The sequence below is a fragment of the Azospirillum lipoferum 4B genome (assembly GCF_000283655.1).
Taxonomy (GTDB): Bacteria; Pseudomonadota; Alphaproteobacteria; order Azospirillales; family Azospirillaceae; genus Azospirillum; species Azospirillum lipoferum_C.
In genome coordinates, this window is sequence record NC_016622.1 from 801268 (window position 1) to 816274 (window position 15007).

Genomic DNA, 15007 nt, shown 5'->3' on the forward strand with positions numbered 1-15007 from the left:
GGCTCGGCGACGGCCTGGTTCAGCGGCGCAATCGCATGTCGATGTGTGGAATCCCGAAATCGTCGTAGGACTCGGTGATTCGGACGAATCCGAAACTGCCGTAGAAGCGCTCCAGATGCTGTTGGGCGCCGATCACCACGTCGCGCTCCGGCCAGCGTTCCACCAGTATCGCAAGGGACTCGGCGACAAGCGCCCGTCCCAGTCCGGTGGAGCGCTGCGACGGATCGACCGCCAGTCTCCCGAACGAGACCGGGGCGTCCGGCCCGTCCTCGTCCGGATCAAGACAGCGGGCACAGCCGACGATGGCGCCGGACGTGTCGGTGGCGATCAGATGAAGGGCGCCGGGATCGCGGCCGTCGATGTCGGGATAGGGGGAGGCTTGCTCGACCACGAACACCCGGCTGCGCAAGGCCAGCAGGTCATGCAGGTCGCGAAGGCTCAGCGAGTCGAAGGAGACGCGGCGGATGGGCGGTCTGGACATCGGGGAGGCGTACCGGTCAGGCGGCCGCGTTGCGGATCATGTAGTCGGCGATGTCCTTGGGCTTGACCTTGACCTCGGTCAGCGGTTCGTCGGCGGTCATCGCCTTGGCGACCAGCAGGCTGTTCTGCACATTGGTCAGGGCGATGCGGAAGACGCCGGCGGCGCCCTTCAGCCGCGGGTAATAGGTGGGGTCGATCACCTTCTCGCGCCGGCCCAGCCGGGCCAGCGCGGTCTCCTCGTCCAGCCCGTCGATCTCCCTGGAGTCGATCAGCTTCCAGTCGGTCTCGCCGCCCCAGCCGGCGGCGACGGCGGACTTGACGGCCGCCTCATCCTCGGCGACGCCCAGCTTGAAGATGTGCTTTCCCTGCCCGACGTCGGACGCCCATTTGGTCAGGGCGGCGCTGCGCGCGACGAAGACGACGGCCATGACGACTCGATCCTCTTTGAGGGGAAAAGGGGGAAAGCCGGTTACTGCAGCGACGACTGGCGCGCGATCGGCGTGATCAGGATACGGGTAACCACGTCCTTGCCGAACATGGCGACCATCGATTCGTCGATGCGGCGGCGCAGGGCGGGGACGTTGGCGATGTTGCCGCGGACGATCCAGCCCTCGTCGATGCCCTTGTAGATGGCGGTCAGCACGGCGTCGTGCAGCCGGGGAATGCTCAACTGCACCTCGCCCAGCCGCAGGGCGTCGCCGATCTCCAAATTCACTTCGACCTGGGTGTATTTCTCGATCCGGCCCGCATTCACCACCGGAACCATCAGCGGCTTGATTCGCACCGAGGGGGGCAGGGCGCCGGGCGCCCCTTCGGCCGCGGATGCGGGCAGGGCGGCCGTCAGGACGCCCGCCAGCGCCAGCATTCCGACCAGGGCGGCGCGGGCGGCGACGGAAAAGCAGCGGGCCGGCATGCTGTTCGAAAGGAAATCGGCAGGCTGAAGGCTGCGCATCAAGAAGCACCGCGAAGGACCGGGAGGTGGTTAAACCTACCGGTCCGGCGCGGTGCTTGCAACCTTGGCCCATGCCACTAGGGTCGGCCCGGATGCGGCCGGTCACCGCATATCCGTGTTCGTCAGGCGGCCTTCTTGCCGCTGGCGGCGATGGCCTTCTTGTTGACGTCGCCGATCGCGAGCTTGTTCAGCAGCGAGTCGGTGTCCTTCTCCTCCTGCAGGGTCTCGTCGAGCAGCTGGGCGACCTTGTCCAGGCCGCAGGCGGTGGCATAGGCGTGCAGCGTGCCGTAGCTGGCGATCTCGTAATGCTCCACCTTCTGGGCGGCGGAGATCAGGGCGGCGTCCTGGACCTCCGGGGCGAGGCCCATTTCGAGGATTTCCTGGGCTTCGCTGATCAGCCCCTCCATCGCATCGCAATGCTTGCCGCGGGGGCGGGTGTCCAGCTCCTCGAAGACCTGCTGAAGCCGCTCGATCTGGCCGTTGGTCTGTTCGAGGTGGGTTTCGAAGGCCTGGCGGAGCTGGTCGGAATGGGCGGCCTTGATCATCTTGGGGAGGGCCTTCGTGATCTGCTTCTCGGCGTGGTAAATGTCGCGGAGATCCTCGATCAGCAGATCCTGCATCGTCTTGGCGGCCATGGTGACGGTCCTTCCTCGCTGTGGATGTCCGTCCGGCGGGCGTTTGCGGAGCGGGGCTCCAGCGCGCCGGATCGGCAGCGTGGACAACAGCGGCGATGGCCGGGTGTTGCGGTCTCGAACGGGGATCGGCCATCGGGCAAATGGGCTGACGGATGGGCAGGCGAATGGGCGCCGAAGGAGGGTTCATATGACAGCAGGCAATGGGGACGGCGAGGTCCTGTTCGAGTTCCAGCGGGTCGGCAGCTATCTGCGGGTCACCGCCATCGACGCGCAGACCGGCGTGGAGGTGACGGTGGCCGGCCCGGCGACCGGCAGCCAGGAGCTGCTGAAGCGGACGGCGATCAACAAGCTGCGCTTCGTCCAGAACAAGGAGGCCCGGAACGGGGATGCTAAGGCGGCGCCGGCGCGCAAGCCGGGCACCAAGCCGGGATCCGGTGGGCTTTATTGACCTTCGGGCGGCGCCGGTGACCGGGAAAAGAAAACGCGCCGCCGGTCGGGACCGGGCGGCGCGGATCGAAGTCTGGCTTTGCTGATGGTGAGCGCCGGCATGCCCCCGCCGGCGGCCCTGGCCTTGAGACCGGACCGCCGGTCGTAGAGCGAACCGCTCGACCCCGACAGTAGACCTATACCTGCCCGTTGGCTCTGGCGCAGAGGGTTTAACGCCTGTAGAACCGCGCATCGCTGAACGAATGGCGCATAAGAAGGGCGCTCTTCCGCGCCGTCCGTTCGGATCGCGATCGGCGGATTTGCACGGATCGCCTCCGGACCGGCCTTGCGGGGTCGGCTGTTCGCCGGAGCAAAAGACCGAAACACCAGAGGATCGAGGCCATGGTTCGTGTGACGGCTTTCCTGCGCGTGTCCCTCATGTCGGCGGCGCTGGCGGCAACCCTGCTGGCTTCCCAGGCGGCGGCCGCCGCCGGAACCCAGGGGCATGCAGGCCAGGCAGGGCCGAAGTCCGGCGGCGACAAGCAGGCCGGTCCGGCCAACGCCGCACCGCTTTCCACGGATCCCCAGTCGACAACGCCGGCCGCCGGCTGCCTGAAGCCCGGTGTTCCGCTCTGCATGGATGATCAGGCCACCTTCCTCAGCGCCGACAGGATGTCGTCCTGCCAGGGCGAGGTGAAGGAGTATGTCGACAAGTCGATGGCCTATCTGACCTGCCTGAATGACGAGAATATCGCCACGGGGCGCGAGTTGAGCCGCAATGTCGACCGCTTCAACTGCCGCCTGTCGGGCAGGAAGGGCTGCGCCAACTGAGGCGCGCTGGCAGCCGCTGGGAGCGGGCCTGAACATGGGGTCGGTTTTTGACTGCCGCCGCCGACGACCCTGCGATCGGGTCGCGTCTTCAATCAATCCGATATGGCCTGTACCGGCCGAACACGCGCACGGGCCGGATCCCGGCAGGGAACGGCCCGTGTTGCATACGGACTTTGCTCGTTCAACCGGCCTTGCGGCGGGTCTGGCGGCCGGAGCTGCGGCCCAGGCCGATGCGCTTGGCGAATTCCGAACGCTGCGCGGCATAGTTCGGCGCGACCATCGGATAGTCGGGCGGAAGTCCCCAACGGGCGCGGTACTCGTCCGGCGACATGTTGTAGGTCGAGCGAAGGTGCCGCTTCAGCATCTTCAACTTCTTCCCGTCTTCCAGGCAGACGATGTATTCGGGAGTCACCGACTTGCGAATCGGAACGGCCGGCTTCAGCGGTTCCGCCGCGACCTCCCGCGGCTGACCATTCAGTCCGGTCAGCGACGAGTAGACCGTATTGATCACGTCGGGGATTTGCTGAGCAGGCAACACGTTCTTGCTGACATACGCCGATACGATGTCGGCGGTCATCCGCAGCAGCGCATTGTCCGGTACATCGGCGCGAAGCTGGTCGCTCATTGCTCTGTGTCCTGGCTTTTCATTTGTCCGTACGAACCAAGTTGCATACCGTGATTTGAGTGTCAATATAATTTCGGCAAGCGCCAAATTAGTTGCTCTTGCCAGTCAGAACAAAGGAGCAAGGTGCAAATCAGCTTTCGCTGAAAACCGTCATCGCGTCGTGGCTGTGTCGCCGCTTTAAGAGGCGTCTAGTAAGCACCGGCTTGCGATTTTCCGACGATTGGGATGCGGTAATTGGCTGATTTCCAGCTCCTATAACGAATCGGTTATCTCCCTTGCTTCGCGGGATCGACAACGAAGGGATGAAAACCGTCTCTGAACTTTCGCGGGGGTTGGGGTACCGCACCGGCCGGAACTGGTGCGGCAGACGCCGGCAAGCTGGCCGGACCCCGCACCGACCCTAGCCATGCATCCACGTCATGGTGTGGCTGTGGCGGTTTGCACCGACATCTGGTAGGGTTCGGGCGTCTTTCGCCGCTTCACCGATCACCGCATCCGCTACCGCACGCACCGGAGTTTCCGTCGTCATGACCGTCAGCACTGTGGCACTCGCCTCCGATCACGCCGGCTACGAGCTGAAGGCTCAGATCGGCCGGCAACTGGAGGCCGCCGGCTACACCGTCCTCGATCTCGGCACCGACGGTCCGGCTTCGGTCGACTATCCGGACTTCGCCGCGGCGCTGGCCGCCGCCGTCACCGACGGCCGGGCGCAGCGGGGCGTGCTGATCTGCGGCAGCGGCATCGGCATCAGCATCGCCGCCAACCGCCATCCCGGCATCCGCGCAGCCCTGGTCCACGACGTCACCACCGCGCGCCTGTCGCGCGAGCACAACGACGCCAACGTGATCGCGCTGGGCGCCCGCATCGTCGGGCCGGAAATCGCCAAGGATTGCGTGGATGCCTTCCTGAAGGCCGAATTCGAAGGCGGTGAGCGTCACAGCCGCCGCATCGCCAAGATGGGCTGAGCGCCGCCGGCGCCGCCTGTCCTGGCCCAGAACTTGGCCGCAGAGGCCCGCAACCGGGGCGCGACAGCCCCCGGACCGACCAGTATGGAAGCCGCCCGTCCGGGCCGCCCGGACCGCTTCATGCCCTTCGATGAGGAACCTTCCGCCATGACCAGCAGCAACACCGCCGAGATCGGCCGCTTCTTCGCCGCCTCGCTTGCCGAGACCGATCCCGAACTGGCCCGCGCGGTGCGCGACGAGCTGGTCCGCCAGCAGGAGCAGATCGAACTGATCGCGTCCGAGAACATCGTCTCGCAGGCGGTGCTGGAGGCGCAGGGCTCGGTCCTGACCAACAAGTATGCCGAAGGCTATCCGGGCAAGCGTTACTATGGCGGCTGCGAATTCGTCGACGTCGCCGAGAACCTCGCCATCGAGCGCGCCTGCAAGCTGTTCGGCTGCGAGTTCGCCAACGTGCAGCCCAATTCCGGCTCCCAGGCCAACCAGGCGGTGATGCTGGCCCTGCTGCAGCCGGGCGATTGCGTGCTGGGCATGTCGCTTGCCGCCGGCGGCCACCTGACCCATGGCGCCGCGCCGAACATGTCGGGCAAGTGGTTCAAGGCCGTGCAGTACGGCGTGCGCAAGGACGACCACCTGATCGACTTCGAGCAGGTCGAGGCGCTGGCCCGCGAGCACAAGCCGAAGCTGATCATCGCCGGCGGCTCCGCCTATCCGCGCGTTCTCGACTATGAGCGTTTCCGCGCCATCGCGGACGAGGTCGGCGCCATCTTCATGGTGGACATCGCCCATTATGCCGGCCTGATCGCCGGCGGCGTCTATCCGAACCCGTTCCCCTATGCCGACGTGGTCACCACCACCACGCACAAGACCCTGCGCGGCCCGCGCGGCGGCATGGTGCTGACCAACAAGGAGGACATCGCCAAGAAGATCAACTCGGCGGTGTTCCCCGGCCTGCAGGGCGGTCCGCTGATGCATGTCATCGCCGCCAAGGCGGTGGCCTTCGCCGAGGCGCTGCGTCCGGAGTTCAAAACCTACGCCCAGGCGGTGGTCGACAACGCCCAGGTGCTGGCCAAGACGCTGATCGGCGGCGGGCTGGACATCGTGTCGGGCGGCACCGACAGCCACATCGTGCTGGTCGACCTGCGTCCGAAGAACCTGACCGGCAAGGCGGCGGAAGCCAGCCTGGAGCATGCCGGCATGACCTGCAACAAGAACGGCGTGCCGTTCGACCCGCAGAAGCCGATGATCACCTCCGGCGTCCGTCTGGGCAGCCCCGCTGCGACCACCCGCGGCTTCGGCACCGCCGAGTTCAAACAGGTCGGCGAGATGATCGTCGAGACGCTGGACGGGCTGGCCGCCAGCAACTCCGGCGACAACGCGGCGGTCGAGGCGTCGGTGCGCGAGCGCGTCCGCGGCCTGTGCCGTCAGTTCCCGATCTACCCCACTCTCTAAGGCCCGACTCTCTGATCAGACCGTTTGCTCCGACCAAGGTGATCGACAGATGCGCTGCCCGTTCTGCGGAAACGAGGATACCCAGGTCAAGGACTCGCGCCCGACCGAAGACAACTCGGCAATCCGCCGGCGGCGCTTCTGTCCCAGCTGCAGCGCCCGCTTCACCACCTTCGAACGCGTCCAGCTGCGCGAGCTGACGGTGGTGAAGAGCAACGGCCAGCGCGAGCCCTTCGACCGCGAGAAGCTGTTGCGGTCGATGAAGATCGCGCTGCGCAAGCGCCCGATCGATGCCGACCGCATCGACCGGGTGGTGAACAGCATGGTCCGTCAGCTGGAATCCTCCGGCGAAAGCGAGATTCCGTCGAAGCAGATCGGCGAGAAGATCATGGAGGCGCTGCAGACGATGGATCAGGTGGCGTATATCCGCTACGCCTCGGTCTACAAGGACTTCCGCGAAGCCTCGGACTTCAACGAGTTCGTGGAGCAGCTGGCGCCGGAAGCCTCGCCGGGAATGTGATGTGTTGGGGGAGGGGCGTGCTATCGCCCCCTCCCTAACCCTCCCCCACCTTCGGTGGGAGAGGGGACTGCCGCCGCTCCGACACTTAACTCCCTCTCCCGCGAAGCGGGGGAGGGTCGGGGAGGGGGCAAATGACGATGCCCCGCCCCCGCTCATCTCCTCACCCGAACTGCGCCAGGATCGCCAGCAGCAGGATCGCCACGATGTTGGTGATCTTGATCATCGGGTTCACCGCCGGGCCGGCGGTGTCCTTGTAGGGGTCGCCGACGGTGTCGCCGGTCACCGCCGCCTTGTGGGCGTCGGAGCCCTTGCCGCCGTGGTTGCCTTCCTCGATGTACTTCTTGGCATTGTCCCAGGCGCCGCCGCCGGACGTCATCGAGATGGCGACGAAGATGCCGGTGACGATGGTGCCCAGCAGCATCGCGCCCAGCGAGGCGAATCCCGCCGCCTGACCGCCGATGGCGGCGATGACGAAATACAGAACCACCGGGGCCAGCACCGGCAGCAGCGAGGGGATCACCATCTCCTTGATCGCCGCACGGGTCAGCATATCCACCGCCCGACCATAGTCGGGTTTGGCGGTGCCCTCCATGATGCCGGGGATCTCGCGGAACTGGCGGCGGACCTCCACCACCACCGACCCGGCGGCGCGACCGACGGCGGTCATGCCCATGGCGCCGAACAGGTAGGGCAGCAGGCCGCCCACCAGCAGGCCGACGACGACATAGGGGTCGTTCAGCCGGAACTCCACCGGCACGTTCGGGAAGTAATGGCCCAGATCCTGGACATAGGCCGCGAACAGCACCAGCGCCGCCAGACCGGCGGAACCGATGGCGTAACCTTTGGTCACCGCCTTGGTGGTGTTGCCGACGGCGTCCAGCGCGTCGGTGGTGACGCGGATGTTGGCGGGCATGTCCGACATCTCGGCGATGCCGCCGGCATTGTCGGTGACCGGGCCATAGGCGTCGAGCGCCACCACCATGCCGGCCAGCGCCAGCATCGTCGTGGCGGCGATGCCGATGCCGAAGACGCCGGCCTGACCATGAGCGATCAGGATACCGGCGCAGATGACGATCACCGGCAAGGCGGTCGATTCCATCGACACGGCCAGCCCCTGGATCACGTTGGTGCCATGCCCGGTCTCCGATGCCTTGGCGACGCTGCGCACCGGCCGGAAAGCGGTGGAGGTGTAGAACTCGGTGATCCAGACCAGCAGCCCGGTGACGCCCAGCCCGACCAGGGCCGAGACGAACAGGTTGAAGCCGGTGATCGTCATGCCGTCGGCCATCGGAATGGCGCGGGTGAAGCCGAACAGGATCGCGGTGACGATCAGGATCAGCACCAGCGACAACCCGGCCGCGACGATCAGCCCCTTGTACAGCGCCTTCATGATGGCGTTGTCGGCACCGAGCTTCACCGCGAAGGTGCCGGCGACCGAGGCCAGGATGCACACCGCGCCGATCAGCAGCGGATAGACCAGCATCAGCCGCAACACGCCCCCGGAAAAGAAAATCGCCGCCAACAGCATGGTGGCGACGATGGTGACGGCGTAGGTTTCGAACAGGTCGGCGGCCATGCCGGCACAGTCGCCGACATTGTCTCCGACATTGTCCGCGATGACCGCGGGGTTGCGCGGGTCGTCCTCCGGGATGCCGGCCTCCACCTTGCCGACGAGGTCGGCGCCGACATCGGCCCCCTTGGTGAAGATGCCGCCGCCCAGCCGCGCGAAGATGGAGATCAGCGACGCGCCGAAGCTGAGCGCCACCAGCGCCTCCAGGATCGTGCGGACCTCCACCGGGTCGTTGACCCGGTAGATCAGCGTCAGGATGCCGAAATAGCCGCCGACGCCCAGCAGCCCCAGCCCGACCACCAGCATGCCGGTGATCGCCCCCGATTTGAAGGCAATGTCCAGCGCCGGGGCCAAACCGTTGGTCGCGGCCTGCGCCGTGCGGACGTTGGCGCGGACCGACACGTTCATGCCGACATAGCCGGCGCTGCCCGACAGCACGGCGCCGATCAAAAAGCCCAAGGCCACCGGAAAGCCCAGCGTCACCCACAGGATGACCAGCAGGACGACGCCGGCGATGGCGATGGTGGTGTATTGGCGGTTCAGATAGGCACGCGCCCCTTCCTGCACCGCTGCGGCGATGGCCTGCATCCGCTCCGACCCCGGCGATGCGGCCATGACTTCTTTTCCGGTGCGAAAACCGTAGGCCAGCGCGAGCAGGCCGGCGGCGATGATGACGATGAACGCTAAAGCCATCGCATCCCCCGATTGATTTCAATGTCGCGCCCAGGAAAGGCTGGTCCCACCACGTAATCAAATGGGGGAGAAGTCGGGCGCAAGTATTCCCGGAAAAAGCATGCTCCCCGCGCCGCCGCTTTGCAACCGCCGCCCGGCCGGAGGCAGCGCGGCGAAATGGCCGCGGGGCACCTGTCCTTTGTGGGTAGTGCCGGTCTTCTGCACCGCACAATAGGTGCGGATTTCAAGCAAATATGCGGCAGATCAGAGATTGCGTTGCGTAACCGCCTGAACGAGAACGTCCTGCACGGCGTCCTTGCCGATGACTTTGCCGGCCGCCTCGATCAGTTTCGCCTTTACGGCAGGAATATTGACCAAAGCGCCGTTCAGGATCGACTGGTCGGCGATGCCCCCATAAAGCGCGGTCAGGAAGGCATCGGTCAGGCGCGGCTGGTTGGCCTGGGCCATCGGCTGCTTGTCCAGAACCACCTCGACCGCGACGACGACGGTCACGAACTGCTCGACTCGGGACGGGCCGATCATCGGCACCACCAGCGGGGCCAAGCGCACGAAGGCGGTGGGGGGCTTCGGCGGCGGTTCCACCTTCTTCGGCTGGTCGGGCTGCTCGGTGAAGTATTTCTGGTAGACGAACCAGCCGCCGAAGCTGGCGCCGCCCAGCAGCACGATGCCCAGGACGAGAACGATCAGGGCCTTGACCACCGCAGCACACCTTCGCAGACATCGAACCGCCGCACCCTGCGCCGGTCATGCTTTCGATTGTCTTAAAGGGGCCGGGAGGGGAACAGGCAGTCAGAAATGGTCCCAGCCGCGGCGGGCCAGCGGCAGGGTGGCTCCGGCGGCGTCCAGCACCGTGACCTCGCCGGGCGGGCCGGGGTTGAGTTCGCCGATCTCGGTGATGGCGACCCCGCTGTCCGCGGCCAGGGCGGCCAGCGCATCGCGGGCCGACGGTGGGGCGGTGAACAGAAGCTCGTAATCGTCGCCGCCGGTGATGGCCAGGGCCAGACGGACGGGATCGCCGTCGATGGCGCCACGCGCCGAATCCGACAGCGGCACCGTGCCGGCCCGCAGCAGGGCGGCGCAGCCCGACTCCTCGCAGAGATGGCCCAGATCGGCGACCAGCCCGTCCGACACGTCCATGGCGCCGCTGGCGAGCCCGATCAGGCGCGGCCCCACCGTCGTGCGCGGGTCCGGCCGGCGCAGGCGGCGCAGCAAATGGGCGCGGGTTTCCCCGTCCGGGATGTCGAGCCGGCCATAGGCGATCTCCAGCCCCAGGGCGGCATCGCCGATGGTGCCGGTGACGAAGACGCGATCGCCCGGACGCCCACCCCAGCGCGGCAGGGCGCGCCCGCTGGGCACCAGCCCGAAGGCGGTGACCGACAGGGTGATCGGACCGGTGGTGGAGACCGAATCGCCGCCGGCCAGCGCGATGCCGAACTGCCGCTGGTCCTCGCCCAACCCGGCGGCGAAGCCCTCCAGCCAGGACTCGTCCAGCCCGCGGGGCAGGGCGGTCACCAGCGTGTAGGCCAGCGGCTCCGCCCCCATGGCGGCAAGGTCGGACAGGTTGCTGCGCATCAGCTTGGCCGCGATGTCAGCCGGCGAATCGTCGGGGAAGAAATGCACCCCGGCCACCATGGCATCGGTGGTGACCACCAATTCCCGCCCCTCCGGCACGCCGAACACGGCGGCATCGTCCCGCAGGCCGCGGGCACCGGGAAACCCGGCGGCCAGCGGCTTGAAGAAACGGGCGATGCGGCCGAACTCGCCGAGGGGGGGAGAGGGGATTTCTTCCAGAATCACTCCTCGGCCGTGCCGCGGCCGGGGTCGGGCTTGGCGAGGTCGTCGGCGCGCAGCGCACGGGCGACATGGTCGAGCACGCCGTTCACCATGGCCGGCTCGCGGCCGGAGAAGAAGGCGCGGGCGACGTCGACATACTCGCTGATGAGGATGCGCGGGTGGGTGTCGGTATGGACCGCGATCTCATAGGCGCCGGCGCGCAGGATGGCGCGCAGCAGCAGCTCCAGCCGGTCGAGCGGAAAACGCGGGTCGAGCGCGGCGCCCAGCACCCCGTCCACCTCGGCCCGGCGATGGATCGCGCCGCGGACGATGTCGGCGAACAGCTGCGGATCGCCGGAAACGAACTTGTCGCCGTCGATCTCCTCGCCCAGCCGGTGGGCGACGAACTCGCCGACGACAGTCTCGACCGGGGCCTGGGCCAGATCGATCTGGTACAGCGCCTGGGCCGCGGCCAGACGGGCGGCCTTGCGGCGCGCCTTGGCGGAGCCGCCGCCGGTCTTGTTCTTGCGGGATTTCGATTTGCCCTTGGAGTCGCCGCCCTTGGGGGCGTGATCGGGTGTCACGGGGCGGCCCGCGTCGTCGTTGCTCATGATCTGCAGTCGCTAAAAAGAGAGGAGATGTCGGGGTCAGCGCGGATAGAGGCGGAATTTGCGCTTCAGGTCAATCATGTCAAGACAGGCCCGCGCGGCGCGCCCCCCCATATTGACCGATCCGACATTGGCACGCGCCCAGGCCTGCTCGCGATTTTCCACCGTCAGGATGCCGTTTCCGACCGCCAGACTGTAGCGCAGGGCAAGATCCTGCAGGCCGCGGGCGCTTTCGGCACAGATCGTTTCGTACCGCGTCGTCTCGCCCCGGATGACGCAGCCCAGCGCGACATAGCCGTCGAAGCGCTTGCGGGCGGTGAAGAAATCCATGGAGCGGATGGCGTACATGATCGCCGCCGGAAGCTCCAGACAGCCGGGCACGCCATAGCGGATATGCGTGGCGCCGGCGCGGTCGAGTTCCGCGACGGCGCCACGCGCCAGCTCATCGGCGATGTCCTCGTGGACGCGGGCGTCCACGACCATGATGTGGGGCGTGTCGGTCATCCGGCGGCGTCCGGCCCCCTGCTCAATCGTCGCCGGGGTCGGCGGCACCCGGATTGATGGCGCGGTGGCCGACCACGGTCAGGCCATAGCCCTCCAGCCCGATGATCGGCTTCTTGCGGTTGGACAGCAGCACCATCTTGCGCACGCCGAGATCCAGCAGGATCTGCGCGCCGATGCCGTAGTCGCGCAGTTCCGGCGCGCTGCTCGACTGGCCTTCCAGCCGGGCCTTGAGCACGGTGGACAGGCCGTTCGGGTTCGGCTCGCGCAGCAGCACGACGACGCCGCGGCCTTCCTTGGCGATCAGCTCCATCGAGGCATGGAGGTCGGCGTCGCGGCCGGAGTTGCGGTCGCCCAGCACGTCGTCCAGCACCGATTGGGCATGCATGCGCACCAGCACCGGCTCGTCGCCGGAGATGTCGCCGCGCACCAGCGCGATGTGCTCCGCATACTGGATCTTGTTGATGTAGACGTAGGACTGGAAGCGGCCGCCGAAACGGCTGTCCAGCGTGCCGGCCAGCACCTGCTCGACAATGGTCTCGGTCCGGCGGCGGTAGGCGATCAGGTCGGCGATGGTGCCCACCTTCAGCCCGTGGAACTGGGCGAACTGCACCAGATCCGGCAGGCGGGCCATGCTGCCGTCGTCGTTCATGATCTCGCAGATCACGGCGGAGGAGGAATGGCCGGACAGCCGGGCGATGTCGACCGACGCCTCCGTATGGCCGGCGCGGACCAGAACGCCGCCGTCACGCGCCAGCAGCGGGAAGATGTGGCCGGGGGTGGCGAGGTCCTGCGGGCCGGAGGCCGGGTCGATGGCGACCGCGATGGTGCGGGCGCGGTCGGCGGCGGAGATGCCGGTGGTCACCCCCTCGCGCGCCTCGATCGAGACGGTGAAGGCGGTCTGGTGGCGCGAGGCGTTCTGCTGCGCCATCAGCGGCAGGCGCAGCCGCTCGATGTTCGGCCGGTCCATGGTGAGGCAGATCAGGCCGCGGCCGTGCTTGGCCATGAAGTTCACCGCTTCCGGCGTGGCGCAGGAGGCGGGGATCACCAGATCGCCCTCATTCTCCCGGTCCTCGTCGTCGACCAGGATGAACATCCTGCCCTGACGCGCCTCTTCGATGATCTCTTCGGCCGTCGACAGGTATTTGTGAAACTCGGACGTCATTCCTGCCCCGCGAGCCGGGCGACGTAGCGCGCCAGCATATCGATTTCGAGATTGACCGGATCGCCCTCCTTCAGCCCGCCGAAAGTGGTGGCGGTCTGGGTGTGGGGGATGATGTTGACGCCGAAGCGGCTGCCGTCGACCTCGTTGACGGTCAGCGACACGCCGTCGATGGCGACCGAGCCCTTCGGCGCGATGTATTTGGCGAGAGTGGCCGGCGCCTCGAAGGTCAGGCGCAGCGATTCGCCTTCGGGGCGGATCGACAGCAGCCGGCCGACGCCGTCGACATGGCCGGACACGATGTGCCCGCCCAGCTCGTCGCCGACCTTCAGCGCGCGTTCCAGGTTGACGCGCGTGCCGGGCTCCCACCCGCCGAGCGTCGTCTTCGACAGGGTTTCCCCCGACGCCTGGATGACGTAGGTCCCCGGCCCCTTTTCGATGACCGTCAGACAGACGCCGTTGTGGGCGATGGACGCCCCGATCGCGATCGTCTCCGTGTCGAAGGCGGTCTCGATGGTGAACCGGGTATCGCCCTGCCGCTCCACGGCCCGGACGCGCCCGACATCGGTGATGATTCCGGTGAACATGCCGGCGAATTTAGCAGGTTTCGCGGCCAGGGGAAGCGCGCGCGACACCGCGCGCGGCGCAACGGTCTGTTGCGTGGCCTGGACCGGTGGCGAAACCGATGGTCAGGACGGAATGCGGCGATAGCTCTCGGCGAGATCGGCGCCGGCGCTGCGGACCGCGGTGCGTTCGAGGCGGGGCATCGCCGACAGCGCCTCGACTCCGAAGCCGGCGACCGCCGGCAACCCGTCGCCGCCGATCAGTGACGCGGCGCGGAACCACTCCAGCCTGTCGACCAGCCCGGCGCGGAGCAGGGCGCCGGCCATCGCCGCACCGCCCTCCACCAGGACGCGGGTGATGCCGCGGGCGGCGAGGGTGGAGAGGGCGGCAGCGGGATCGACGCGGCCGTCCCCACCGGCGGCGACCGGAAGGACCTCCACGCCGAGTGCGGTCAACGCCTCCAGGCGGGCGGAGTCGGGGGTGGGGCCGGTGACGACCCAGGTCGGAATGCGCTTGGCGCCGGTGGCGAGCTTCGCCGTGGGGGGCAGGCGCAGGCTGCTGTCCACCACCACGCGCACCGGGCTGCGGTCGCCGAGGCCGGGCAGGCGGCAGGTCAGTTCGGGATCGTCGGCCAGCGCGGTGCCGATGCCCACCAGGATCGCGTCATGGCTGGCGCGCAGCCGGTGGCCCCAGGCGCGGGCGGTCGGGCCGGTGATCCATTGCGACTCGCCGGTGCGGGTGGCGATGCGGCCGTCCAGCGTGCTGGCGACCTTCAGCGTGACCAGCGGGCGGCCCAGCGTGATGCGGTTGAAGAAGCCTTCGTTGAGGGCCAGCGCCTCGGCCTCGCAGACGCCGGTGACGACCTCGATCCCGGCGTCGCGCAGGCGGGCCAGCCCGCCGCCGGCAACCCGCGGGTCCGGGTCCTGGCAGGCCACGACGACGCGCGCCACCTTCGACTCCACCAGCGCCAGGGCGCAGGGCGGCGTCTTGCCATAATGGTTGCAGGGTTCGAGCGTGACGTAAGCGGTGGCGCCCTCGGCCCCTCCCGGCAGGTCGCGGACGCGGGCCAGCGCCTCTGCTTCAGCGTGGGGACGGCCGCCGGGCTGGGTCCAGCCTCGGCCGATCACGGCACCGTCGCGGACCAGCACGCAGCCGACCGCCGGATTGGGCCATGTCCGCCCCAGCCCGCGCGCGGCGAGCGACAGGGCGGCTTGCATATGGCGCAGGTCGGTGTCGGGTGAAACGGGCACGGTAAC

Annotated in this window: 18 protein-coding genes; 5 read left to right on the forward strand and 13 right to left on the reverse strand. The window is 67.7% G+C overall.

Annotated features, from left to right (window positions below; all coding sequences use genetic code 11):
• Positions 1-19: 19 nt before the first annotated feature.
• The 4 genes from AZOLI_RS03670 to AZOLI_RS03685 all read right to left on the reverse strand — a co-directional run bounded on the left by AZOLI_RS03670 (position 20) and on the right by AZOLI_RS03685 (position 2067).
• A complete protein-coding gene (locus tag AZOLI_RS03670) occupies positions 20-481 on the reverse strand; it encodes a GNAT family N-acetyltransferase (protein ID WP_014247235.1) in 462 nt (153 codons plus the stop codon).
• Positions 482-497: 16 nt separating this feature from the next.
• Complete coding sequence (locus tag AZOLI_RS03675) at positions 498-908, reverse strand: hypothetical protein (protein WP_014247236.1); 411 nt, start codon at positions 906-908, stop codon at positions 498-500.
• Between the two features lie 41 nt (positions 909-949).
• Entirely contained in the window at positions 950-1432 is a 483-nt protein-coding gene (locus tag AZOLI_RS03680) for a hypothetical protein (protein WP_014247237.1), read from the reverse strand.
• 122 nt (positions 1433-1554) lie between these two features.
• Positions 1555-2067, reverse strand: a complete 513-nt coding sequence (locus tag AZOLI_RS03685; RefSeq protein WP_014247238.1) for a YciE/YciF ferroxidase family protein — start codon at positions 2065-2067, stop codon at positions 1555-1557.
• Positions 2068-2254: 187 nt separating this feature from the next.
• Between AZOLI_RS03685 and AZOLI_RS03690 the strand changes: the two genes are divergently transcribed.
• Both AZOLI_RS03690 and AZOLI_RS03695 read left to right on the forward strand, forming a co-directional pair.
• Positions 2255-2515: a DUF6898 family protein gene (locus AZOLI_RS03690; protein ID WP_014247239.1), complete on the forward strand. Its 261-nt coding sequence runs from the start codon at positions 2255-2257 to the stop codon at positions 2513-2515.
• A 380-nt stretch (positions 2516-2895) separates the two neighbouring features.
• The gene (locus AZOLI_RS03695; protein ID WP_014247240.1) at positions 2896-3324 is read left to right on the forward strand and encodes a hypothetical protein; all 429 of its coding nucleotides are present in this window, start codon (positions 2896-2898) and stop codon (positions 3322-3324) included.
• A gap of 181 nt (positions 3325-3505) precedes the next feature.
• On the opposite strand, the gene AZOLI_RS03700 is transcribed toward AZOLI_RS03695, so the two are convergent.
• Positions 3506-3949, reverse strand: coding sequence for a MucR family transcriptional regulator (locus AZOLI_RS03700; protein WP_014247241.1), 444 nt, complete (start codon positions 3947-3949; stop codon positions 3506-3508).
• A 527-nt stretch (positions 3950-4476) separates the two neighbouring features.
• Here AZOLI_RS03700 and rpiB point away from each other — a divergent pair.
• The 3 genes from rpiB to nrdR all read left to right on the forward strand — a co-directional run bounded on the left by rpiB (position 4477) and on the right by nrdR (position 6880).
• Positions 4477-4914, forward strand: coding sequence for a ribose 5-phosphate isomerase B (gene rpiB, locus AZOLI_RS03705; protein WP_014247243.1), 438 nt, complete (start codon positions 4477-4479; stop codon positions 4912-4914).
• Between the two features lie 147 nt (positions 4915-5061).
• A complete protein-coding gene (gene glyA / locus AZOLI_RS03710) occupies positions 5062-6363 on the forward strand; it encodes a serine hydroxymethyltransferase (RefSeq protein ID WP_014247244.1) in 1302 nt (433 codons plus the stop codon).
• 49 nt (positions 6364-6412) lie between these two features.
• Positions 6413-6880 (forward strand): transcriptional regulator NrdR, encoded by a 468-nt coding sequence (gene nrdR / locus AZOLI_RS03715; RefSeq protein ID WP_014247245.1) that lies wholly within the window; start codon positions 6413-6415, stop codon positions 6878-6880.
• A gap of 160 nt (positions 6881-7040) precedes the next feature.
• Here the strand turns inward: nrdR and AZOLI_RS03720 are convergent, their stop codons facing one another.
• The 8 genes from AZOLI_RS03720 to ribD all read right to left on the reverse strand — a co-directional run bounded on the left by AZOLI_RS03720 (position 7041) and on the right by ribD (position 14968).
• Entirely contained in the window at positions 7041-9143 is a 2103-nt protein-coding gene (locus AZOLI_RS03720) for a sodium-translocating pyrophosphatase (protein ID WP_014247246.1), read from the reverse strand.
• A gap of 243 nt (positions 9144-9386) precedes the next feature.
• On the reverse strand, positions 9387-9842 hold the full coding sequence (locus tag AZOLI_RS03725; RefSeq protein WP_014247248.1) for a hypothetical protein: 456 nt from the start codon (positions 9840-9842) through the stop codon (positions 9387-9389).
• Between the two features lie 90 nt (positions 9843-9932).
• Complete coding sequence (gene thiL / locus AZOLI_RS03730; protein WP_014247249.1) at positions 9933-10940, reverse strand: thiamine-phosphate kinase; 1008 nt, start codon at positions 10938-10940, stop codon at positions 9933-9935.
• Positions 10937-11527 (reverse strand): transcription antitermination factor NusB, encoded by a 591-nt coding sequence (gene nusB, locus AZOLI_RS03735; RefSeq protein WP_014247250.1) that lies wholly within the window; start codon positions 11525-11527, stop codon positions 10937-10939. Before nusB ends, thiL begins: the two co-directional genes overlap by 4 nt.
• A gap of 36 nt (positions 11528-11563) precedes the next feature.
• Complete coding sequence (ribH, locus tag AZOLI_RS03740; protein ID WP_012973639.1) at positions 11564-12028, reverse strand: 6,7-dimethyl-8-ribityllumazine synthase; 465 nt, start codon at positions 12026-12028, stop codon at positions 11564-11566.
• A gap of 22 nt (positions 12029-12050) precedes the next feature.
• Positions 12051-13190 (reverse strand): 3,4-dihydroxy-2-butanone-4-phosphate synthase, encoded by a 1140-nt coding sequence (gene ribB, locus AZOLI_RS03745; protein WP_014247251.1) that lies wholly within the window; start codon positions 13188-13190, stop codon positions 12051-12053.
• On the reverse strand, positions 13187-13774 hold the full coding sequence (locus tag AZOLI_RS03750; RefSeq protein ID WP_014247252.1) for a riboflavin synthase: 588 nt from the start codon (positions 13772-13774) through the stop codon (positions 13187-13189). Before AZOLI_RS03750 ends, ribB begins: the two co-directional genes overlap by 4 nt.
• A 102-nt stretch (positions 13775-13876) precedes the next feature.
• Positions 13877-14968 carry a bifunctional diaminohydroxyphosphoribosylaminopyrimidine deaminase/5-amino-6-(5-phosphoribosylamino)uracil reductase RibD gene (gene ribD, locus AZOLI_RS03755; RefSeq protein WP_014247253.1) on the reverse strand — a complete coding sequence of 364 codons (1092 nt, stop codon included), beginning with the start codon at positions 14966-14968 and terminating at the stop codon, positions 13877-13879.
• Between the last annotated feature and the right edge of the window lie 39 nt (positions 14969-15007).